At 71.6% G+C, this 20,743-nt stretch carries 17 protein-coding genes; 11 read left to right on the top strand and 6 right to left on the bottom strand.

Annotated elements, in window-relative coordinates:
- Window positions 1-609: 609 nt before the first annotated feature.
- The 3 genes from FXO23_RS28730 to FXO23_RS28720 all read left to right on the top strand — a co-directional run bounded on the left by FXO23_RS28730 (window position 610) and on the right by FXO23_RS28720 (window position 3,800).
- Window positions 610-2,091 carry an adenylate/guanylate cyclase domain-containing protein gene (locus tag FXO23_RS28730; protein WP_158888582.1) on the top strand — a complete coding sequence of 494 codons (1,482 nt, stop codon included), beginning with the start codon at window positions 610-612 and terminating at the stop codon, window positions 2,089-2,091.
- A 129-nt stretch (window positions 2,092-2,220) separates the two neighbouring features.
- Window positions 2,221-2,880, top strand: a complete 660-nt coding sequence (locus FXO23_RS28725) for a cupin domain-containing protein (RefSeq protein ID WP_158888581.1) — start codon at window positions 2,221-2,223, stop codon at window positions 2,878-2,880.
- Window positions 2,881-2,933: 53 nt separating this feature from the next.
- Window positions 2,934-3,800: a LysR family transcriptional regulator gene (locus FXO23_RS28720; protein ID WP_158888601.1), complete on the top strand. Its 867-nt coding sequence runs from the start codon at window positions 2,934-2,936 to the stop codon at window positions 3,798-3,800.
- On the opposite strand, the gene FXO23_RS28715 is transcribed toward FXO23_RS28720, so the two are convergent.
- From FXO23_RS28715 to FXO23_RS28705, 3 genes are all read right to left on the bottom strand, one after another.
- Window positions 3,784-4,782 (bottom strand): beta-ketoacyl-ACP synthase III, encoded by a 999-nt coding sequence (locus FXO23_RS28715; RefSeq protein WP_158888580.1) that lies wholly within the window; start codon window positions 4,780-4,782, stop codon window positions 3,784-3,786. The two genes, FXO23_RS28720 and FXO23_RS28715, sit on opposite strands and share 17 nt — an antisense overlap.
- A gap of 151 nt (window positions 4,783-4,933) precedes the next feature.
- Window positions 4,934-5,569, bottom strand: a complete 636-nt coding sequence (locus FXO23_RS28710; RefSeq protein WP_158888600.1) for a response regulator — start codon at window positions 5,567-5,569, stop codon at window positions 4,934-4,936.
- On the bottom strand, window positions 5,557-6,789 hold the full coding sequence (locus FXO23_RS28705; RefSeq protein WP_158888579.1) for a sensor histidine kinase: 1,233 nt from the start codon (window positions 6,787-6,789) through the stop codon (window positions 5,557-5,559). The genes FXO23_RS28710 and FXO23_RS28705 overlap by 13 nt, the downstream gene beginning before the upstream one ends.
- 136 nt (window positions 6,790-6,925) lie before the next feature.
- Between FXO23_RS28705 and FXO23_RS28700 the strand changes: the two genes are divergently transcribed.
- Complete coding sequence (locus FXO23_RS28700) at window positions 6,926-7,411, top strand: Lrp/AsnC family transcriptional regulator (protein ID WP_158888578.1); 486 nt, start codon at window positions 6,926-6,928, stop codon at window positions 7,409-7,411.
- A gap of 202 nt (window positions 7,412-7,613) precedes the next feature.
- Window positions 7,614-8,018 (top strand): SsgA family sporulation/cell division regulator, encoded by a 405-nt coding sequence (locus tag FXO23_RS28695; protein ID WP_158888577.1) that lies wholly within the window; start codon window positions 7,614-7,616, stop codon window positions 8,016-8,018.
- Window positions 8,019-8,084: 66 nt separating this feature from the next.
- Here the strand turns inward: FXO23_RS28695 and FXO23_RS28690 are convergent, their stop codons facing one another.
- Complete coding sequence (locus FXO23_RS28690; protein ID WP_158888576.1) at window positions 8,085-9,185, bottom strand: S1 family peptidase; 1,101 nt, start codon at window positions 9,183-9,185, stop codon at window positions 8,085-8,087.
- Between the two features lie 415 nt (window positions 9,186-9,600).
- Between FXO23_RS28690 and FXO23_RS28685 the strand changes: the two genes are divergently transcribed.
- From FXO23_RS28685 to FXO23_RS28670, 4 genes are all read left to right on the top strand, one after another.
- The gene (locus FXO23_RS28685; RefSeq protein WP_158888575.1) at window positions 9,601-12,561 is read left to right on the top strand and encodes an ATP-binding protein; all 2,961 of its coding nucleotides are present in this window, start codon (window positions 9,601-9,603) and stop codon (window positions 12,559-12,561) included.
- 113 nt (window positions 12,562-12,674) lie between these two features.
- The gene (locus FXO23_RS28680) at window positions 12,675-13,862 is read left to right on the top strand and encodes a S8 family peptidase (protein WP_158888574.1); all 1,188 of its coding nucleotides are present in this window, start codon (window positions 12,675-12,677) and stop codon (window positions 13,860-13,862) included.
- Between the two features lie 66 nt (window positions 13,863-13,928).
- Window positions 13,929-14,603: a hypothetical protein gene (locus FXO23_RS28675; protein WP_425484917.1), complete on the top strand. Its 675-nt coding sequence runs from the start codon at window positions 13,929-13,931 to the stop codon at window positions 14,601-14,603.
- Window positions 14,604-14,650: 47 nt separating this feature from the next.
- Window positions 14,651-14,986: an antibiotic biosynthesis monooxygenase family protein gene (locus tag FXO23_RS28670; RefSeq protein ID WP_158888573.1), complete on the top strand. Its 336-nt coding sequence runs from the start codon at window positions 14,651-14,653 to the stop codon at window positions 14,984-14,986.
- A 28-nt stretch (window positions 14,987-15,014) separates the two neighbouring features.
- Here the strand turns inward: FXO23_RS28670 and FXO23_RS28665 are convergent, their stop codons facing one another.
- Window positions 15,015-15,626, bottom strand: coding sequence for a hypothetical protein (locus FXO23_RS28665; RefSeq protein WP_158888572.1), 612 nt, complete (start codon window positions 15,624-15,626; stop codon window positions 15,015-15,017).
- Between the two features lie 327 nt (window positions 15,627-15,953).
- Window positions 15,954-17,960 (bottom strand): copper-translocating P-type ATPase, encoded by a 2,007-nt coding sequence (locus FXO23_RS28660; RefSeq protein ID WP_158888571.1) that lies wholly within the window; start codon window positions 17,958-17,960, stop codon window positions 15,954-15,956.
- Between the two features lie 193 nt (window positions 17,961-18,153).
- On the opposite strand from FXO23_RS28660, the gene FXO23_RS28655 reads away from it, so the two are divergent.
- Complete coding sequence (locus FXO23_RS28655; protein WP_158888570.1) at window positions 18,154-18,435, top strand: metal-sensitive transcriptional regulator; 282 nt, start codon at window positions 18,154-18,156, stop codon at window positions 18,433-18,435.
- Between the two features lie 186 nt (window positions 18,436-18,621).
- A complete protein-coding gene (locus FXO23_RS28650; RefSeq protein WP_158888569.1) occupies window positions 18,622-20,730 on the top strand; it encodes a bifunctional polysaccharide deacetylase/glycosyltransferase family 2 protein in 2,109 nt (702 codons plus the stop codon).
- The last annotated feature ends 13 nt before the right edge of the window (window positions 20,731-20,743 follow it).

The raw sequence follows: 20,743 nt of genomic DNA, 5'->3' as shown, positions 1-20,743 counted from the left end.
GCCGCACCCATCACAGCCTTGACACCCCCCACCCAGCCCTAACTACCCGGCATTGGGTTCTAACCGGCCTGAACACTCACGACCCCCAGTACTTGGTTCCCTTACACGAGACGGTGACCGGCCTGGGCGTGCAGGTGCCGCCTGGCTGCCACCCCGATGCTCGTCGCACTGTGTCGGCCAAGAGGGACCGCAACTAGCTGTGCTCGTCGGGGTGCCCGGGGGCACCTGCCGAAATGGGGAACTCGGCCTACCGAAACGAGGGACTCGCACGTCCGAAACGGGGGACACGCGCCAGCGGGTTCCCCGCCCGCCGCGAGTCCCTCGTCCTTGGTCGCGTGTGTTCCCCGTTCCGGTACCCGGAGGACACCAATGTGGCTTTCGGGGCGTTGAAGGTACCGAACGCCGCATCGGGTACCTCCGAGCACCACCACCCGCGCGGTGTCGCACTGTGTCGGCTAAGTGCAGCTCGTCGAACGGAAACGCCAGGTCACAAGTAGGCGACCAAATGAGAGTCCGCTCTAACCGGCCTGAACACTCACGACCGCCCGAAACCCGCGCGACCGGGTTGGCGGGGGTACGCCGAGTGGGGGAACGCAATACGATCACGGGGTGCGTAGGGTCACGGTTCCGGCGAGGTTCCGCCTCGCGCTGCGCACCGGCCTGGGGTTCGCCGCGCTGGGCTTCGGGTCGAGCGCCGGTGGTTCCGGGGTCGTCGCGCTGTTGCTCCTGCTCCAGGGCATGCCGCGCCAGATCGGCGGCAACGGCTGGATCCTCGCGGTATGCGCCGCCGGGTACGTCGCCCTCGCGCTGCTCGTCGGTTCCGCCTGGACGACCTGGCTGCAGCGCCGGACCGCGGTCTGGTTCCTGCTCGGCCGCCTGCCCTCCCCCGCCGAAGCCCGCCGCGCCCTGCGGCTCCCGGTCGACATGGCCGTGGTCAGCGGCACCCTCTGGCTGATCGGGACCGTGGTGTTCGGCGTGCTCACCGGCATCCTCGGCTCCGCGATGGACGCGTTCGGCGTCGCGCTGACCGTCGGGCTCGGCGGGCTGACCACGGTCGGCCTGACCTACCTGGCCGCCGAATGGGTGGCCCGCCCGGTGATGACACTCGCCCTGGACGTCTGCCCGCCGAAGGGCTCGCTGCCGGTCACCGTGCTGCGCCGCCTGGTCCTCACCTGGGCGCTGGCCAGCGGCATCCCGCTGCTCGGCGTGCTGCTGGTCGCCACCCCGCCCAACCTCGGCCAGGGCAACCCGTCCGCGAGCCTGATCATGCTGGCCGGGATCGGCCTGATCCTCGGCGCGCTGGGCACGGTCCTGCTGGCCAAGGCGGTCGCGGCGCCGCTGCACCGGCTGCGGCTCGCGCTCGGCGAGGTCGCCCGCGGCCGGACCGACGTGAGCGTGCCGGTCGACGACTCCAGCGAGATCGGCATGCTGCAGACCTCGGTCAACGACATGGTCGCCGGGCTCCGCGAACGCGAGCGGATGCGGGACCTGTTCGGCCGCCACGTCGGCGACGACGTGGCCCAGCACGCGCTCGAGTTCGGGGCGTCGCTGTCCGGGGACGTGCGCGAGGCGACCGCGCTGTTCGTCGACGTGGTCGACTCGACCGCGCTGGCCTTCGGCACCCCGCCCGAGGAACTGGTCCGCAAGCTCAACCGCCTGTTCGCGAGCGTGGTGCGCGAGGTCTCCGCGCGCGGCGGCCTGGTGAACAAGTTCATGGGCGACGCCGCGCTGTGCATCTTCGGCGCACCCACCCGGCTCGCCGATCCGTCCACCGCCGCCCTCTCCGCCGCGCGGGCGATCCGCGACGCGGTGCGCAAGGCCGACGAGCTGGACGTGGGTATCGGGGTCGCCAGCGGCCCGGTGTTCGCCGGGCAGCTCGGCACCAGCAGCCGGCTGGAGTACACCGTGATCGGCGACGCGGTGAACGAGGCCGCGCGGCTCACCGAGCACGCGAAGCAGGTCCCGGGGCGGATCCTCGCCAGCGACGCCGTGGTCGACGGCACCGACGGCGGTGAGCGCGCCAACTGGAAATGGCACGCCACGCTCCAGCTGCGCGGCCGCCGGGAACCGACCGGCACCTGGGCGGACTGAGCACAAACAGCGCAAATCGAGAATCGCGATAACAGTCATCGGCCGCCACGACTTGCGGTTATCCCGGGCCGGAGCAGAATGGGAATCACCGAACAATCCCGAACTGCCCGAGAAGGGGGATTTCCTACTATGTCCGAAATAAACCGGCGCAAGGCGATCGGCACCGGCCTGGCTCTTGGCGGCGCCGCGGCCGTCGCCGGAGCCGGTGGCGGCACCGCGGCCGCGGCGGGAAATGGCAGCGCGGCCCCGAAAACCGACCCGAACCTCAACCCGAAACCGCATCTGTTCAAACTGACCCAGGCCCCGCCCTCCAAGTTCGACGGCGGAACTCTCCAGGGCGCGCACGAAGAAAACTTCCCGGTGCTGCGGGGGCAGCAGGGTTCGGTGTACTTCGTGCACCTCGAGGTCGGCGGGATCCGGGAGCCGCACTGGCATCCGACCGCCTGGGAGCTGAACTACATCATCTCCGGGAAGGCCAAGTGGACCATTCTCGGCACGCATCCGGACGGCGCTTACCACAATGACGTGTTCGAAGCCGAAAAGGGCGATCTGGTCTTCGCGCCGCAGGGATTCTTCCACTATTTCGAGAACGGCAGCACCACCGAACCGCTGGACGTGCTGGTGATCTTCAACACCAGTTCGATCGAACCGAACGACGATATCGGGATCGTCGGCACGCTCAACTCGATTCCGCGGGATGTGCTCGCCGCCTCGTTCGGCATCCCGGTCTCCGCGTTCGACCAGGTGCCCAAGGACATCAAACCCGTGGTCATCACCAAGCGGAAATAGGATCTTCGACACCTCGGCGTACCACGGCACCCCCACCGTGGTACGCCGTAATGGTGTTCGACCCGGTTCTGCTGAAAACATTTCTCGCGGTCGCCGAAACCGGCGGCTTCACCCCGGCCGCCCGGCGGCTGGAGCTGAGCCAGTCCACGGTGAGCCAGCACGTGCGCAGGCTCGAGGCGGTCGCCGGGAAGCAGCTGTTCGTCCGCGACACCCACACCGTGGAACTGACCGGCGACGGTCAGGCGATGACCGGGTTCGCCCGCAACATCCTCGAACAGCAGGAGCGCGCGCTGAGCTACTTCGCCGGGCCGGGGCTGCGCGGCCGGGTGCGGCTCGGCGTGTCCGAGGACCTGGTGCTGGGCCGCCTGCCGGAGATCCTGCGCCGGTTCCGGACCGGCCACCCCCTGGTCGACGTGGAACTGACCGTGGAGCTGAGCGGGATCCTGCACGACCGGCTCGCCGCCGGGGAGCTGGACCTGGTGTTCGCCAAGCGCCGGAACGGCGAAGCGGACGGCCACCCGCTGTGGCGCGACCGCCTGGTGTGGGCGGGCGCGCCCGGATTCGCCCTCGGCCCGGACGAACCGGTGCCGCTGGTGCTCTACCCGCCGCCCAGCATCACCCGCGCCCAGGCGCTGGACACCCTGCGGCAGGCGGGCCGGGAATGGCGCATCGGCTGCGCCAGCGGGCGGCTCAACGGGCTGCGCGCGGCGGCGCTGGCCGGGCTCGGCGTGGCCGTGTTCGCGCGCTCGGTGCTGCCGTCCGGGCTGGTCCCGGTCGATCCGGAGGCCGCCGCGCTCCCGGATCCGGGCGCGGTGACGTTCGTGCTGACCAGCCGCCGCCCCACCTTGCACGGTCCGATCGCCGCGCTCGCCGACACGATCGGCCGCGAATGCCCGGAACCGCTCACGGCTCCACCGTGACGTCCGGCCAGGTGAGCAGGGTGGATCCCCAGGTCAGCCCCGCGCCGAACGCGCTCAGCAACACCCGGTGGCCCGCGCGCAGGCTCCCGTCGCCGGCCGCGTCGGCCAGGGCCAGCGGGATGGAGGCCGCGCTGGTGTTGCCCACCCGCTCGATGTTCACCACCAACCGGTCCTCGGGCAGCCCGAGTTGCCTGGCGACGGCCTTGAGGATCCGGATGTTGGCCTGGTGTCCGACGAACCGGTCGATCTCGTCGACCTTCATCCCGGCCCGGTCGAGCACGGCCAGCGAGGATTCGGCCATCCGGGCGTTGGCCTGCCGGAACACCGCGGTGCCCCGCATGACCAGGAAGTGGTCCCGCGGCTCGTCGGAGACGCGCTGCTTGGCGCCCCCGGCGGGCACCACCAGCAGTTCGGCCAGTTCACCCTCGCTGTGCAGGTCGAACGGGCCGAGCGCGCCCCGCTCGTCCGGCGAACCCGCGCGCAGCACGACCGCGCCCGCGCCGTCGCCGAAGATCGGCACGGTGGTGCGGTCCGCCGGGTCGAGCAGCGTGGTGAAGGCGTCCGAACCGACCACCAGCACCCGCTCGGCGACGCCACCGGCGATCAGCCCGGCCGCGGTGGCGAGCGCGTAGACGAATCCGCTGCACACCGCGTTCACGTCGAAGGCGGCGATCCCGCTCAGCCCGAGGCCGCTGGCCACCTGCGGCGCGCTCGCCGGGCACGGGTGGTCCGGGGTCGCGGTGGCCAGCACGAGCGCGTCGGCCCGCTCGGAACCCGCGCTGCGCAAGGCTTTCCGCCCGGCCGCGATCGCCATGTCCACTGTGGACACTCCGGGATCGACGACCCGGCGCTCGTGAATCCCGGTTCTGGTGCGAATCCACTCGTCCGAGGTGTCCAGGCGCCGGGTCAGTTCTTCGTTGTCCACCACTCGCGGCGGCAACCAGGCGCCGAGCCCGGCGAGCACCGCAGCCTGGATAGGCACTGACGAATCCTCCTGCGACCCGGAAAAGCGAAAGGGAGGGAAACGGGTACGCCGTCCCCGCGATACTTGTATGCGCTACCAATCGGTAGACCTCGGGAATGTGACCCGGCTCTCAACTTGAATCATTTTCACCATGTCTTGGTGGCGGAACTCAGCCCAGATAGGCCAGCACGGCGAGCACCCGGCGGTGGCCGCTGTCACTCGGCGGCAGGTCGAGCTTGGCGAAGATGTTGCCGACATGTTTGTGCACGGCCCGCTCGGTCACCACCAGTTTTCCGGCGATTTCCCCATTCGTGTAGCCCTGCGCCATCAGATCGAGTACTTCGCGCTCGCGCGCGGTGAGCGCGGCCAGCGGGTCGTGCCGCCGGGTGAGCAACTGCGCGACGACTTCCGGATCGAGCGCGGTTCCGCCCGAGGCCACCCGATCGAGCGCGTCGAGGAATTCCTCGACCCGCGCGACCCGGTCCTTGAGCAGATATCCGACCCCGGGGCGGCCGTCGGAAAGCAGTTCGCCCGCGTAGGTCTCCTCTACGTACTGGGAAAGCACCAGAACTTTCTGCCCCGGATGGGCGCGCCGCACCCGCAAGGCGGCGTGAATGCCCTCGTCCCGGAACGACGGCGGCAACCGAACGTCCACAATAGACACATCGGGCCGGTGCTCGTCGACCGCGGCGACGAACGCGTCCGCGTTGTCGACCCGCGCCACCACCTCGTGCCCGGCCGTGGTCAGCAACAACCGAAGTCCCTCGGCGAGCAGGACGTTGTCCTCGACGATCACGACCCGCACGGGCACTCCACGAGAATGCGAGTCGGTCCGCCGGGCGGGCTGTCCACCCACAGGGTCCCGTCCAGTGCGGCAATCCGGCGGCGCATCCCGGCGATCCCGGTTCCGCCGCCCTCGTCGGCGCCACCTCGGCCGTCGTCGGTGATCTCCACCCGGAGGGTGTCGGTGTCCCGGCGCACGGTCACCCGCGCGCTCCCCGCGCCGCTGTGCTTGACCACATTGGTCAGCGCCTCGGTGACCACGAAGTAGGCGGCCGCCTCCACCGGCGCCGCCAGTTCGCCCAGGTCGCCGACTTCGAGTTCGACCGGCACCGCGCACCGGGCGGCCACCGCGGACAGCGCGCCGTCCAGCCCCCGGTCGGCCAGGATCGGCGGGTACATCGTGCGCAGCACGTCCCGCAGTTCGGTCATCGCGTCCTCGGCCCCGGCCCGCGCCTCGGCGAGCAGGGTCGCGACCGCCTGCGGATCGCGGTCGAGCTGCCGTTCGGCCAGGCCGAGCCGCATCGCGATGGACACCAGCCGGGCCTGGGTGCCGTCGTGCAGGTCCCGTTCGATCCGGCGCAGCTCGGCGCCGTGCGCGTCCACCGCCCCGGCCCGGCTCTCCCGCAGGTTTTCCACCCGCTCGGCCAGCTCCTCCTTCGCCGAGGGCGCGAGCAGCGCCGCGTTCACCCAGGCGCTCGCGCTCGCGAGCCACCGGGGCAGCACCAGCGCCAGCGCCGCGGTGACCAGGACCATCGGGATGCCCGCGTAGGCCGCGCTCGCCCAGCTGTCGACCGGGACGCCCATCACCTGGATCGGGGCGTCGGCCGGGAACGCCCACCACGCCAGGACCGCGGCCAGCGCGCCGAGCGGCAGCAGGGCTAACGTGACCCCGATGAGGCCGAGCACCGGCCCGATGATCATGTTCACCGGCACCCACCGCAGGTCCCGGGCGGTCGCCGGGGCGGCCAGCAGCTCGCGCAGCCGCCGCGCCCGCCGGGGCGGCAGCGGGATCGTCCGGCCCAGCCACCGGCCGGAGAGGCGGCGTTCGGCGTCGGCGATCCGGCCGAGCAGCCGGAGTTCCGGGGGCAGCAGCACCAGGCCGACGCCGACCAGGCAGAGGACCGCAGAATAGAGCAGGACCGGCAGGGCCAGCATGCAGGCCAGGCCGGTGCCGAAGGAGGCCAGGCAGTATCCGGCGGCGTCGCGGGCCCCGGCGAGGCGGTGGCCCAGGTTGAGCGTCATACCGGTGATTCTGGTCCACCGGCCTGGGCGCCCGCGGTGAAGCTGGCTACACCATTCGCCCGGTGGTCCACAGCGGACACTGTCCCTTGTGGACGCTTCCGCCGCGCGGGACGGCTCCCGCGCTAGCCTGGAGCGCGTGCGGCCCCCTGACCTCGACTCCGTTGACCACGAAATCCTCGCCAGCCTGCAGACCGACTCCCGGACGATCGCCGAGACCATCGGCGCCCGGGTGGGCCTGTCCGCCGCGGCGGTGCAGCGCCGGATCAAACGGCTGCGCCAGACCGGCGTGATCGCCCGCGAGGTCGCGGTGCTCGATCCGCACGTGCTCGGCCTGGCCATGACGTTCGTGGTGACCGTGGAGATGGAACGCGAACGCATCGAGGTGATCGAGGGGTTCCGCAGCCAGGTGCTCGCCGACGAGGCCGTGCAGCAGTGCTACTACGTCACCGGGGCGGCCGACTTCGTGCTGGTGGTGTGCTGCCGCGACATGGCCGACTTCGAGACCTTCACCCGGCGCATGTTCTTCGACAACCCCAACGTCCGCCACTTCACCACGAGCGTGGTGATGGACCGGATGAAGGTGGGCCTGACCGTGCCGGTACGCCCCGCGCAAGTTCGCTAGCCCGTTCGGCTCAGTGATCGACCGCTGTCAGCGCGTAGTCAGGATCCATAAGCAACCGTTCATATCGGAGCGTGACCGCTGACCGTTAGCGATGTGGATCACATACACCAGATCAAGTGAATACGAGTGGTGCCGCGTCACTGCCCGCGCCCCAGGGCCTCTCTCGGTTGAAAGTTTCGTTGAGCACCGCGAGGAGTGGCCCGTGCAAACCGACACCGTCTGCCAGAGCCAGTTCGTGTCCATGAACGGGTCCACCACGCCCGTGCTGTCCAGACTGTCCTACCTGGCCAGTGAGCCCTTCGCGGTGACCATCGCGTTCCGGACCGACCGTGGCCACTGGATCGAATGGGCGTTCGCCCGCGACCTGCTGGTCGAGGGCATGCGCAACCCGACCGGCATCGGGGACGTGCGGATCCGCCCGGACCTGTCCACGCACGAGGACATCCTCGCGCTGGAGATCGAATCCCCGGAGGGCTACGCGCTCGTCGAGATCGAACGCGACGACGTCGAGGCCTTCCTGGACCGCACGCTCGCCATCGTGCCGCTGGGCGAGGAGAGCGAGAACTTCGACGTCGACGCCTTCATCGAGGAGATCACGAACGTCTGATCAGGGCGCGGAACGCCGAAGGGCCCCGGGTGAATCGCTCGCACCCGGGGCCCTTCGGTCTCTTGGCTAGCCGATCACCAGCCGCGCGCCGGTCGCCTGCAGCGCCGGGTTCACGGGCTGGAAGAACATCGTGCCCGGGCTGCCGCCGGAGAGCAGGCCCTGGGCCTGGTTCCCGGCGATCACCGAACCGCCGGAGTCCCCGGAGTCCGAGCGGATGTTGGTCTTCGTCATCCCGTACACGGTGCCCTCGGCGTACCGGACCGTCTGGTTCTTCGCCTGGATGGTGCCGCAGGTCCAGCCGGTGGTGGAACCGGACTTGCAGGCCGACGCGCCGACCGCGGCCTCGGTCGAACCGGCCACCCGGGTGCCGTTGTTGATCACGCCGCGCGGGGTCCAGTTCGAGTTGGTGTTGGCCCGCGCGTAGTCGCTGCCCGGGAACCGGTAGGTGCCGAACGAGCCCATCGCGACCCGGTTGAACCCGGCGATGCTGTTGCCGATCTGGGCGCAGTGCCCGGCGGTGACGAACCCGCCCTGGACCGAGAAGCCGACCGAGCACCGGCCCCGGTTCGCGATGTAGTAGGCGTCCCCGCCGCGGACGTCGTAGCGCGGCCGGGGCTGTTCGGCGGATTCCACGACGGTGGCCACGGCGCCCAGGCCGTAGCCGCTGAGCAGCGAGTTCGCGGCGTCCCGCTGGCCCGGGGTGACGGTGACGGTGACCCGGTTGTTCGCGGTGTCCACGCCCCAGCTCGTCACCGAGCTCGGCAGGCTCGCTTCGGCGGCGTTCAGCCGGTCGACGGCCGCGTCGAGCTGCCGCTCGCTGAACCGGGCGAGGAAGGCGTCCGCACCGCTCGCGCGCACCTGGTCCAGCTGGGCCGCGTCGGTGACGCCGACCCGGAGTTTTCCGCCGCGGGCGTCGTAGAACGCGCCGCCGAAGGCGTTGCCCAATCTGCCTTCCAGCGTCTGTTCCAGCGTGCTCGCCCGGGTCTCCGAGGCCAGCTGGGCGAGCGCCTGGTCGTGGGTGAGCCCGAGGTCCCGCTGCAGGGCGGTGACCATCCCGGGGTTCAGTGCGGAGAAGTCGCTTTCCGCTCCGGCCGGGGTCACGCCGGTGAACAGGGCACCGATCGTCGCCGCGGCGACCGCGGCACCGGCGAACTTGTAGACGTTCATGTTTCTCCTCGCAGGGTGAGTCCCCTCCACCCACCGACCCTCGTGAGCGGCAGATCGGGGAACAATCCGGAGCGAGCGCGGATAGGTATACGCATTCTTTATATGCCCTACGAAAGTTTTCACCCGTTCGGGTACATACGCAAGTAGGGTTTTTTGGGTACTACTCACTGTTACGAATTTTCCCACACCATCGGGTGGCCCAGCATCGATCCGGGGATTCCTGCGGAATCTCACACGGTTCGTAGCCGATCAAGAAGCGCAAGTCGGCATCGCGGTGACGCAGGGTTTCCGTCCGGGGCAACGCCTGCCCGACCTGCTGCGTTATGGGCGGTTTACGAACACTCGTGCGCTCCATAGGCTCCCCTTCGGACGTGGCGAGGCGGCATCCAGCCGCTCGTCCATGGAGGAGCGAGCCATGGTGCGGATGGCAGCCCAATCCCCTGCGACCTCGGTGTCGGTGCGGACGAGTTCCCCTGTCCTCGTCGGCCGCGACGCCGAACTCAACGCCCTGGTCGAGGTCGTCGCGCGACGCCCGTCGGCGGTGCTGGTCGAGGGCGAAGCCGGCATGGGCAAGACCCGGCTGGTGCGGGAACTGGTGCGCCGGCCGGAACTCGACGGGCTGCGCGTGCTGACCGGCACGTGCCAGCCGCTGCGCGAGCCGTTCCCGTACGGGCCGGTGCTGGAAGCGCTCCGGCGCGTCTCCGGGCTGGTGATCGGCCCGCTCAGCCCGGTCGCCGGGGTGCTCCGCCCGCTGCTGCCGGAAATCGCGGACCTGCTCCCGGCCCAGCCCGAACCGCTCGCCGATCCGGTCGCCGACCGGCACCGGCAGTTCCGCGCGATCCGCGAACTGCTCGAAGCCTGCGGGCCCACGCTGCTGGTGATCGACGATCTGCACTGGGCGGACGAACAGACCCGCGACCTGCTCCGGTTCCTGGTGTCCGGGCCACCGGCGCAACTCGGCGTGATCGTCACCTACCGTAGCGATCAGATCGGCGCCGGGGTCCCGTTCCGGACCGCCGAGACCGTGCGCACCGCCCGGGTCCGGCTCGGCCCGCTCGACGTGCCCGCCGTGCGCCGGCTCGCCGCGGGACTGCTCGACGTGCCGCGCGTCGACGAGGACTTCGCCGCCAAACTGCACGAGTGGACCGCCGGTATCCCGTTCGTGGTCGAGGAGGCCCTGCGCGCGCTCCGCGACCAGGCGGGGGCGGACGCGCCGATCGACCGGGCGTTCACGCACCGGACGCTGGAGGCCATCGAGGTTCCGGTGCTGCTGCGCGAGGCGATGATCGAGCGGCTGAGCACCCTGCCCGAGGCCGCGGTGCGACTCGCTCGCGCGGCGGCCGTGCTCGGCATGCCCGCCGAGAGCGCGCTGATCGGCGCGGTCGCCGGGGCGCGGGGCGTCCGGCTTCCGGCCGCGCTCACCGAGGCGGTGAACGGCGGCGTCCTGCACGAGATCGACCGCGGCCGGTACGGCTTCCGGCACGCGCTGGCCGGCAAGGCCGTGTACGACACCATCAGCGGGCCCGAACGGCAGGCGCTGCACGCCCGCGCGTTGCGGGCGCTCGCGGACACCGTGCCGCAGCCGCTGTTCCAGCTCGCCGAGCACGCCCAGGCCGGTGGCCTGACCGAGCAGTGGCGGCGGTACGCGGAATCGGCCGCGGACCGCGCGATCGAGGTCGGCGAGACCGCGCTCGCCATCGACACGCTCCAGGCGCTGCTGGAGGGCGCCGCGCTCGCCGAACCCGACGTCGAACGGATGGCCACCAAACTGTCCAAGATCGCGTTGCGCGGGCTGCGCCCGGACGTGACGGTGACCCTGGAACGGGTGCTCGCCGAGCGCAGCCTGTGCCGGGCCACCCGGGGGACGATCCGGCTGAGCCTGGGGATGCTGCTGGTCCGCAAACCCGGCGAACTCGGCCGCGGGCGGCGCGAGGTGGAGAAGGCGATCGAGGAACTCGCCGACCGCCCGGAGCTCGCGGCCCGCGGGATGAACCTGCTCGCCCAGCCGCTCGACGGGCTCACCCCGCTCGCCTGGCACGAGGACTGGGCCCGTCGCGCCGACGAGGTGGTGACGCGGCTCGACGATCCGGAACTGCGGCTCACCCTGCTCGCCGACCGGATCTCCTGCCGCGCGCACATCGGCGACGGCACCGCGTGGGCCGATTTCGAGGCGCTGCCCGAGCACACGGCGACGGTCGGCGAGCGCGTGCAGCTTTCCCGGCTCTGGTGCAACCTGGCCGACGCGCAGTCCTGGGCCGGGCACCTGGCCCGGGCCGAACGCCTGCTGCGCACCGGGCTCGGCATGGCCACCACGGCCGGGGCGGTGTCCATGGCCGAGATCAGCCGCGGCACCCGGCTGCGGTTGGACTGGGTCACCGGGAACTGGACCGGGCTCGCCGAAACCGGCCTGGCCCTGCTGGAGAAGTACCCCGATCTGCGCCCGGTCGCGACCGAGTCCGCGCTGGTGCTCGGCGCGCTGGCGGCGGTCCGGGGCGAATTCGCCGACGCCGAGCGGCATCTGACCGCGACCAGCATGCTGTCCCCGGAACACGGCGTGATCCCGGTGGTGCTTTCCGCGGCCGGGGTGCTCACCCGGGTCCGGCTGGCCACCGAGGACGTGGCGGGCGCGTGTGCCGTGGCCGACGCCGCCCTGACCGCCGCGCGCCGCAAGGGCGTCTGGGTGTGGGCGGCGGACCTGATCCCGGCGGCCGCCGAGGCGTACGCGCTCGCCGGGCGGGTCGAGGAGGCGGAGGGGCTCGTCGAGGAGTTCGCGTGCGGTATCGACGGCCGGGACTCCCCGGTGGCCGGCGCCGCGCTGCTCGCCGCGCGGGCCGTGCTGCTGGAAGCGCGCGGGGACCAGCCGGAAGCCGCGAAACGCTTCGACGAGACGGCCACCCGCTACGCCGATCTGCCGATGCCGTACCCGGCGACCTGGGCCCGCGAACGCGCCGCGCTGTGCCGCCTCGCGCTCGGCGAGAGCTCCGCGACCGGTGAGCTCTGCGAGGCCGCCGAGGCGTACGAGAAACTGGGCGCCACCAGGGACGCCGGGCGCTGCCGGCACCAGTTGCGCGAGCACGGCGCGTGGACCCCGTCCCCGCGGGGACGCCGCGGCTACGGGCAGCAGTTGTCGCCGCGGGAACGGGAAGTGGCCCGGATGCTCGCCGACGGGCGGACGAACCGGGAGATCGCGGACGGGCTGTTCCTCTCCCCGCGCACGGTCGAGCAGCACGTCGCGAAGGTGCTGCGCAAGCTCGGCGCGCGTTCGCGGACCGAGGTGGCCTGGCTGGACCACGATTTCGCGGAGATCGGGAAGGGCGCCGGCCGCGTTCCGCGGCAGGGCAGGGGAAAACGGGTGAGCGCGCTGGAGTTGAGGTAATTAATTACGTACCCCTCGCGGATTGTTCGCCCTAGGTATTCGCCCCGACGCTCGAAGGCAGGCGGCCTACCGGTCGCCGAGCTAAAACCCTGCTTTAGCGAACGGGAGTACCGATGCGGAACGCGAAACCGAGCCGTGCCCGAAACCTGCGCAAGGGCCTGCTCGCAGGCGCACTGGGAATGGGACTGGCGGTGGGCGGTGCGGTGGGCGGCGCCCAGGCCGCCCCGGCCGAGGGCCAGATCATCAACGCCGGTGCACCGGAGGCGGTGGCCGGCAGCTACATCGTGGTGCTCAAGGATTCCCCGGCGGCGGCCGGTGACCTGGTCGGCCGGTACGGCGGTCAGGTCAAGCAGACCTACACCACCGCCCTGCACGGCTTCGCCGCTTCGATGAGCGAGCGGCAGGCCAAGCGGCTGGCGGCCGACCCGCGCGTCGCCTACGTCGAACAGGACGGCGTCGCGCACCTGGCCGGCACCCAGGACAACCCGACCTGGGGCCTGGACCGGATCGACCAGAAGGCGCTCCCGCTGGACAAGAAGTACACCTATCCCAACGAGGGCGCGGGCGCCACGGTCTACGTGGCCGACACCGGCACCATGCTCAACCACCCCGACTTCGGCGGGCGTGCGACGAGCGGTTACGACTTCATCGACAACGACAGCAACGCCTCCGACTGCCACGGCCACGGCACGCACGTCGCCGGGACGGTCGGCAGCGCGACCTACGGCGTGGCCAAGAAGGCCAGCATCGTGGCCGTGCGCGTGCTGAACTGCCAGGGCTCCGGCCAGTACTCGCAGATCATCTCCGGGATCGACTGGGTGGCGAAGAACGCCAAGAAGCCGGCCGTGCTGACCATGAGCCTGGGCGGCGGGGCCAACTCGAGCGTGGACTCGGCGGTCAAGCGCGCGGTGGCCGCCGGGGTCACCACCACGGTGGCCTCCGGAAATTCCAACACGAACGCCTGCAACACCAGCCCGGCCCGCACGCCCGAGGCGATCACCGTGAACGCCACGGACAGCAACGACAACCGCGCCAGCTTCTCCAACTACGGCTCGTGCACCGACATCTTCGCGCCCGGCGTGAACATCCTGTCCACCAAGAACGGTGGCGGGACCACGACGATGCAGGGCACCTCGATGGCGACGCCGCACGTCGCGGGCGCGGCGGCGGTCTACCTGTCGGCCCACCCGGACGCCACTCCGGCGCAGGTCGACACCGCGCTGAAGAACGGGGCTTCGAACGGGGTCGTGAAGAACCCGGGCTCCGGCTCGACCAACAAGCTGCTCAACGTGGTCGGGTAAGGCCGCTCGCTCCAGCGGGCGCGGCGCACCGGGCGGTGCGCCGCGCCCGTCGTTACGGTGAGCCCGATGGAACCCGCTGCGATCCCGGCGTGGCGCCGCCGGACCCGGGGCGAGCACCGCTGGCCCGCGATGGCCGTGGTGTTCGGCACCCTCGCCCTGCAACTCGCGCTGCCCGGCGATCTGGTGCTGCGGCCGTGGTGGCTGCTGCCCTCGGTGTCCGCCCTGTTGATCGTCGCGTTGCTGCTGATCAATCCGGGACGGATCGACCGGCGCAGCCGGGTCGAGCGCACGATCTCGCTGGTCGTGGTGGCCGCCGTGAGCTTGGCCAACGGCTTGTCCGCGCTGCAGCTCGTGGCGGGCATCGCGACCGGGTCGATCGGGGACCGGCCGGTTCAGGTGCTGGTCAGCGGCGGCATCGTGTACTGGACGAACATCGTGGTTTTCTCGCTCTGGTACTGGGAATTCGATCGCGGCGGCCCCGCCCGCCGGGCCGCGGGCGAGGCGCAGCACGCGGATCTGCTGTTCCCGCAGATGGAGAATCCCGAGCTGAGCCACGGCGAATGGGAACCGGACTACTTCGACTACCTCTACCTCGCGTTCACCAACGCGGCCGCGTTCAGCCCGACGGACGTGATGCCGCTGCGGCGGTGGGCGAAGCTGACCATGATGCTGCAGGCCGGGATCTCGATGCTGCTCGCGCTCATGGTGGTGGCGTGGGCGGTCGGCGCCTTGCGGGGTTGACGAAAAGCCCGTTGCCACCTGCCTTATACACGTTGTATACAAGATGTATGACAGACGTTCCCGCGCGGACCCCGGAGCCCCCGTACTACGCGGTGATCTTCACGTCGCGGCGCACCGGCGACGACGGCACCGGCTACGGCGCGGCCGCGGACCGGATGCTCGAACTGGCCGCCGGGCAGCCCGGCTACCTCGGCGTCGACTCGGTGCGCGAGCCGTCCGGGCTGGGCATCACGGTGTCCTACTGGCGGGACGAGGAGTCGATCGCGGCCTGGCGGCGGCATGCCGAGCACACCGCGACCCGCGAGCGCGGGCGGGAACGGTGGTACGAGACCTTCCAGGTGCGGGTCGCCAAGGTGGACCGGGCGTACGGGTTCAGCCGCTGAGTTCTTCCCTGGCGCACAAAGAAAAGCGCTACTCGCGAGGCTTGCCGGGCATGGCGTCGAGCATCGGGCGGAGGACGTCCGCCATCGGCGCGACGGCCTTCGCCATCTCCTCGTGCACGGCCGCCAGCGGTCCGGCGGCTTCTTGCGGCCGCGGTTCGATCGGGTCGGAACGCACCTGCGGGGCGGTTTCCGGCACGCGGCGGGGCGCCGGGGTCTCGGCGACGGCCTTGGTGGGCTTCGCGGGCTGGTGCCGCGTGACCGGCGGCACGGCCACCGGGGGCTGGGCGGCGGGCGGCGGGGCGGGCACCCGCACCCCCGGGACGATCGGGACCTCTTCGTAGGCGTTCCCGCTGTAGGCCACGGCCGGGGTCGTCGGCTCGCCGCCGCGCGGGATGCCGAACATGCCGCCGCCGACCCAGCCGATCACCAGGAACGCGAACGCCGCGCACGCGACGAGCCCGTACCGCCGGGCGGGTGACGGCGCCGCGGAGACGGGCGCGGGATCGACTGCGAACGGCTCGTCGTCGGGCAGCTCGGGACGCGGGACCGCGAGGCTGGCGGCGACGATGCCGGTCCGGTCGACCAGCTGGACGTCCGCCACGGTGCTACCCGACCTGCTCCGCAGGGCCGTGCGCGCCATCTGATACCTCCCCAAAGGACCGGCAATTCCAGCCCCGACCGCGCGGCACAAACAACGCATTCACGGCGAAGGACGAGGCCGAGCAGGAAGCTACCAGCGGGATCGATTCACCGATGCCCGCGGTGGCCCATTTTCTACCAAGGCTGTCGAAAATAGACTCGATGGAGTGACCGAAAGCCGCAATGACAACGTTGAGTCATACTAAAAGTGTCACCTATTCGGTTGAACACTCCCCTAACCGTCCGTTGTGGACACCGAATGGGGTAGGCGCACCGCGAAATGATCAATGCCCTCCAGCGACAGCGTCGCCGGAGGGCACCTGGCGGATCAGCGGAGGCGGATCCGGCGGAGCAGCTGCGCGTTGAGCGCGACCACGATGGTCGAAAGGCTCATCGCGATCGCCCCCGCGGCGGGCGGCAGCACGAACCCGATCGGCGCGAGCACCCCGGCGGCCAGCGGCACCGACAGCACGTTGTACCCGGTGGCCCAGGCCAGGTTCTGCCACATCTTCCGGTAGCTCGCGACGGACAGCCGCCGCACCGCCAGCACCCCGCGCGGATCGTCCGACGCCAGCACCACGCCCGCCGATTCGATCGCCACGTCGGTCCCCGCGCCGATCGCGACGCCGACATCCGCCCGGGCCAGCGCGGGCGCGTCGTTCACCCCGTCGCCGACCATCGCGACCCGCCGCCCCCGGCCCTGCAGTTCGGCCACCGCGGCGTCCTTGTCCTCGGGCAGGACCTCGGCGAACACCTCGTCCACGCCGAGGTCCGCGCCGACCGACTCGGCCACGTTGCGGGCGTCCCCGGTGATCATCACGACCTCGACGCCCGCCGCGTGCAGCGCGCCGATCGCGTCGCGCGATTCCGGCCGGACCTCGTCGGCCAGCGCCAGCGCGCCGATGATCGCGCCGTCCCGCAGGACGTGCAGGACCGCGGCGCCGCGCCCGGCCCATTCGGCGGTGTGCCGGGCCAGTCCGGCATCCGGTTCGACGCCCCGCTCGCGCAGCAGCGCCGGGCCGCCCACGGCGATCTCGTGACCGTCCACAGTGGCCGAAACCCCGCGCCCGGTGATCGACCGGAAGTCCCGCACGGCCGGGATTTCGCCGCGTTCGGCGGCCGCCTCGACGATGGCCCGGGCCAGCGGATGCTCGGAGTCCCGCTCGGCCGCGGCGGCCAGCGCCAGCACCTCGGGCGCACCGGACACCTCGGTGACCGCGGGGCGCCCCTTGGTGAGCGTGCCGGTCTTGTCGAACAGCACCGCGTCCACCGTGCGCATCCGCTCCAGCGCGAGCCGGTCCTTCACCAGGATGCCGGCCTTCGCCGAGATCCCCGTGGAAATCGCGATCACCAGCGGAATCGCCAGCCCGAGGGCGTGCGGGCAGGCGATGACCAGCACGGTCACCGTGCGTTCCACGGCGGTCGTCGCGTCCCCGATCAGCATCCACGCGACGAACGTGACCACGCCCGCGGCGAGCGCGAACCAGAACAGCAGCGCCGCCGCGCGGTCGGCCAGCGCCTGCGCGCGGGACCGCGAACTCTGCGCGTCGGCGACCAGCCGCTGGATCCCGGCCAGCGCGGTGTCCTCCCCGATCGCCTCCACCCGGACCCGGATCGCCGAATCGGTCGCCACCGTCCCGGCCACCACGCGGTCCCCGGCCGCCCGGCGGACCGTGCGCGACTCCCCGGTCACCATCGATTCGTCGACTTCCGCGACGCCGTCGGCCACCGTGCCGTCGGCGGGCACCCGGCCGCCGGACCGCACCAGCACGGTGTCGCCGACGCGCAGGTCGGCGAACGGCACCGGCCGCGCCTCGCCGTCACCGGAGATCCGTTCGGCGGTGTCCGGCAGCAGTTCGGCCAGCGCCTCCAGCGCCCCGGACGCCTGGCCGAGCGCGCGCATCTCCAGCCAGTGGCCGAGCAGCATGATCACCACGAGCAGCGCCAGTTCCCACCAGAAGTCCAGGTCCAGGCCACCGATGCCGAGCGTGGTCAGGCCGCTGGCGACGAACGCGACGCCGATGGCCAGCGCGACCAGCGTCATCATCCCCGGCTGGCGGCCGCGCAGTTCGCTCACCGCGCCGGTCAGGAACGGCCAGCCGCCGTAGAGGAAGACCACCGTGCCCAGGACCGGCGCGACCCAGCCAGCCCAGGACGGGACGTGGTAGCCGAACAGCTCCGCCACCATGTGGCTGGCGGCGACGGTCGGCACCGACAGCGCGAGGCTCAGCCAGAACCGGTCGCGGAAGACCGCCGCGTGGTCGCCGTGCCCGTGGTGGTCGTGCTGGTGGTGCGCGTGCGCCTCGGCAACGGCGGTGTTTCCGTGCTCATCCATCGCCCTCACTCCGTTTCTCCACTTCAGTCGCCACCAACATACCCCTGGGGGGTATAAGCGCAAGGGGCAGTGCGCTGTCCCACACCGCTGGCGGAGAACTACCCCCCTGGGGTATAAAGCAAACAGGAGCCCGCCGTTCCCCCGATCGGACCCGATCGGCCGCGCGGCGGGCCGGACCCATGGGAGGAAGACGATGCGGGGCTACACCGAGAGCAAGGAAGGCCACCAGCGTCGCCTGCGCAGGATCGAGGGGCAGATCCGCGGGCTGCAGCGGATGATCGACAACGACGAGTACTGCATCGACATCCTGACGCAGATCTCGGCGGCCACCCGGGCGCTGCAGGCCGTGTCGCTGTCGCTGCTGGACGAGCACCTGCAGCACTGCGTCAGCGCCGCCATTTCCGAAGGCGGCGCCGAAGCGGACGCGAAGATCCGGGAAGCGACCGACGCCATCGCCCGGCTCGTCCGTTCCTGAACCGGAAACCGGAAAAGGAATAACCAACAAAGCGGAAACCGTTGTCCCCCAGGCTTTTCGAGTAGTCGGGGGAGCAACGACCAGTAGTCGCGAAAAAATACTCTTCCGGCTGTTCCCATTCCGCCCGAAGGGTGCTTAGGTGGGCTCCCCACAACGGAGCCCACCGACCAGCCGGGAACGAAAGAGTTGCCACGCCACGCCCGCATTCCGGCCCCGAGATCGCACTGGCTCCTGCTCGGCACCGCGCTGGTCGCGGTGGTCGCCCTGCTCTCCCTGCACGCGCTCGCCCTGGGCTCCCCGGTGGACGAGACCACCCCGCCGGGCGACGCGGACGAGGTCCCGGCCGGATTGCGCGCGGGCGGCCCGGTGCTCGACGCCCGGCAGGACGCGCCGGTCGCGCTCCGGCCGCGGGACAAGACGCTCGCGCTCACCTTCGACGACGGCCCGGATCCCGTGTGGACCCCGGCCGTGCTGGCGACGCTGGACCGGCTCGGCGTGCACGCGACGTTCTTCGTCACCGGCGCCCGTGCCGCGCAGCATCCCCGGCTGATCCGGGAAATCCTGGCGCACGGCCACGAGATCGGCGGGCACACCGCCACCCACACCGATCTGCGCGCCGCCGGCGCGCTGCGCACCCAGCTCGAACTGCGCGCCACCGACCTCGCGCTGGCCGGCGCCGCGGGAATCGCCACCTCCCTGGTCCGCCCGCCCCATTCGGCGACCCCGGACGCGCTGGACGACGCCGCCTGGCAAGCCGCGCGAAGGCTGGGCCGCGAAGGCAAGCTGGTGGTCCAGTCCGATTTGGACTCCCAGGACTGGCGGCGGCCCGGGGTCGCCGCGATCGTGGCGAACTCGGCCCCGCCGGACGACCGCGGCGCGATCCTGCTCATGCACGACTCGGGCGGCGACCGCTCGCAGACCCTGGCCGCGCTGGACGTGCTGGTGCCGCGGCTGCGCGCCCAGGGCTGGCGGCTGGACACGGTGAGCGGCGCGCTGGGCATGGCGCGGGCGGCGACCGGCGCGGGAGCCGGGGCCGAGGCGGGCGGCGCCTTCCTGGTCGCCGCGGTCGGCGCCGGTGACCTGCTCGCCGCCGTCCTGTCCGTGCTGCTGGTCGTGGCCACCGCGCTCGCCGCGCTGCGCACCCTGCTCGTACTCGCCACCGCCCGCGTCCACGTGCGCCGGCACCGCTTCCGGGCACCTCGGCAGGCCGACGAACCGGTGACCGTGATCATCCCGGCCCGCAACGAGGAAGCCGGGATCGAGGGCACCATCCGGTCGGTGCTCGCCTCCGACCACCCGGTGCGGGTGGTCGTGGTCGACGACGGCTCCACCGACACCACCGCCGCCGTGGTGGAGGGGCTCAACCTGGCGCGCGTCCGGCTGATCCGGCAGGCGAACGCCGGTAAGGCCGCGGCGTTGAACACCGGGCTCGCCGCCGCGCGGACCGAGTTCGTCGTCCTGGTCGACGGGGGCACCGTGCTCGAGCCTTCGGCCGTGCGGACCCTGGTGCGGCATTTCGCGGACCCCGCGGTGGGGGCGGTGTCGGGCAACGCGCGGGCAGGCAACCGCGGCGGCCTGCTCGGCCGCTGGCAGCACATCGAATACGTCGTCGGCTTCAACCTCGACCGCCGGATGTACGACGTGCTGGAGTGCCTGCCGACCGTCCCGGGCGCGGTGGGCGCGTTCCGCCGCTCGGCGCTCTGGCGGCTGGGCGGGGTGTCCCCCGGCACGCTCGCCGAGGACACCGACCTGACCATGGCCCTGGAACGCCGGGGCTGGCGCGTGGTCTACGAACCGGACGCCCGGGCCCTGACCGAGGCGCCCGCCACCCTGGGCGGGCTGTGGAAGCAGCGTTACCGCTGGTGCTACGGCACGCTGCAGGCGGTGTGGAAGCACCGGGCCGCGGTGACCGAACCCGGCGCCGCCGGGCGGCTCGGCCGCCGCGGGCTGCCCTACCTCCTGCTGTTCCAGGTGGTGCTGCCGGTGCTCGCCCCGCTGGCCGACGTGGCCGCGCTCTTCGGCCTGTGCACCGGGGACCGGCCGCACGCGGCCGGTTTCTGGTGCGCGTTCCTGGTGCTGCAGGCCGTGCCCGGCATCGTCGCGTTCCGGCTGGACGCGGAGCCGCTGCGCCCGCTGCTCACTCTGCCGCTGCAGCAGTTCGTCTACCGGCAGCTGATGTATCCGGTCGTGGTGCAATCGGTGCTGACCGCGCTCGCCGGAGCGCGGCTGCCCCGGCAGAAACTCGAGCGCCGCGGGATGGCTTTCCCGCCCCCGCGCCGCAGCCCGCACAATTAACGGGAATTCTACA

This window comes from Amycolatopsis anabasis, assembly GCF_009765355.1.
GTDB classification, from domain to species: domain Bacteria; phylum Actinomycetota; class Actinomycetes; order Mycobacteriales; family Pseudonocardiaceae; genus Amycolatopsis; species Amycolatopsis anabasis.
Note: the sequence above shows the minus strand (reverse complement) of the source record. Positions and strands in the feature narration are given on the sequence as shown.

Bases quoted from the DNA above. Each gene is read 5' to 3' on its own strand.
- FXO23_RS28725 (WP_158888581.1), top strand. From the start codon at position 2,221: ATGTCCGAAATAAACCGGCGCAAGGCGATCGGCACCGGCCTGGCTCTT.
- FXO23_RS28705 (WP_158888579.1), bottom strand. From the start codon at position 6,789: ATGACGCTCAACCTGGGCCACCGCCTCGCCGGGGCCCGCGACGCCGCC.
- FXO23_RS28690 (WP_158888576.1), bottom strand. From the start codon at position 9,185: ATGAACGTCTACAAGTTCGCCGGTGCCGCGGTCGCCGCGGCGACGATC.
- FXO23_RS28685 (WP_158888575.1), top strand. From the start codon at position 9,601: ATGGTGCGGATGGCAGCCCAATCCCCTGCGACCTCGGTGTCGGTGCGG.
- FXO23_RS28680 (WP_158888574.1), top strand. From the start codon at position 12,675: ATGCGGAACGCGAAACCGAGCCGTGCCCGAAACCTGCGCAAGGGCCTG.
- FXO23_RS28675 (WP_425484917.1), top strand. From the start codon at position 13,929: ATGGAACCCGCTGCGATCCCGGCGTGGCGCCGCCGGACCCGGGGCGAG.
- FXO23_RS28670 (WP_158888573.1), top strand. From the start codon at position 14,651: ATGACAGACGTTCCCGCGCGGACCCCGGAGCCCCCGTACTACGCGGTG.
- FXO23_RS28665 (WP_158888572.1), bottom strand. From the start codon at position 15,626: ATGGCGCGCACGGCCCTGCGGAGCAGGTCGGGTAGCACCGTGGCGGAC.
- FXO23_RS28660 (WP_158888571.1), bottom strand. From the start codon at position 17,960: ATGGATGAGCACGGAAACACCGCCGTTGCCGAGGCGCACGCGCACCAC.
- FXO23_RS28655 (WP_158888570.1), top strand. From the start codon at position 18,154: ATGCGGGGCTACACCGAGAGCAAGGAAGGCCACCAGCGTCGCCTGCGC.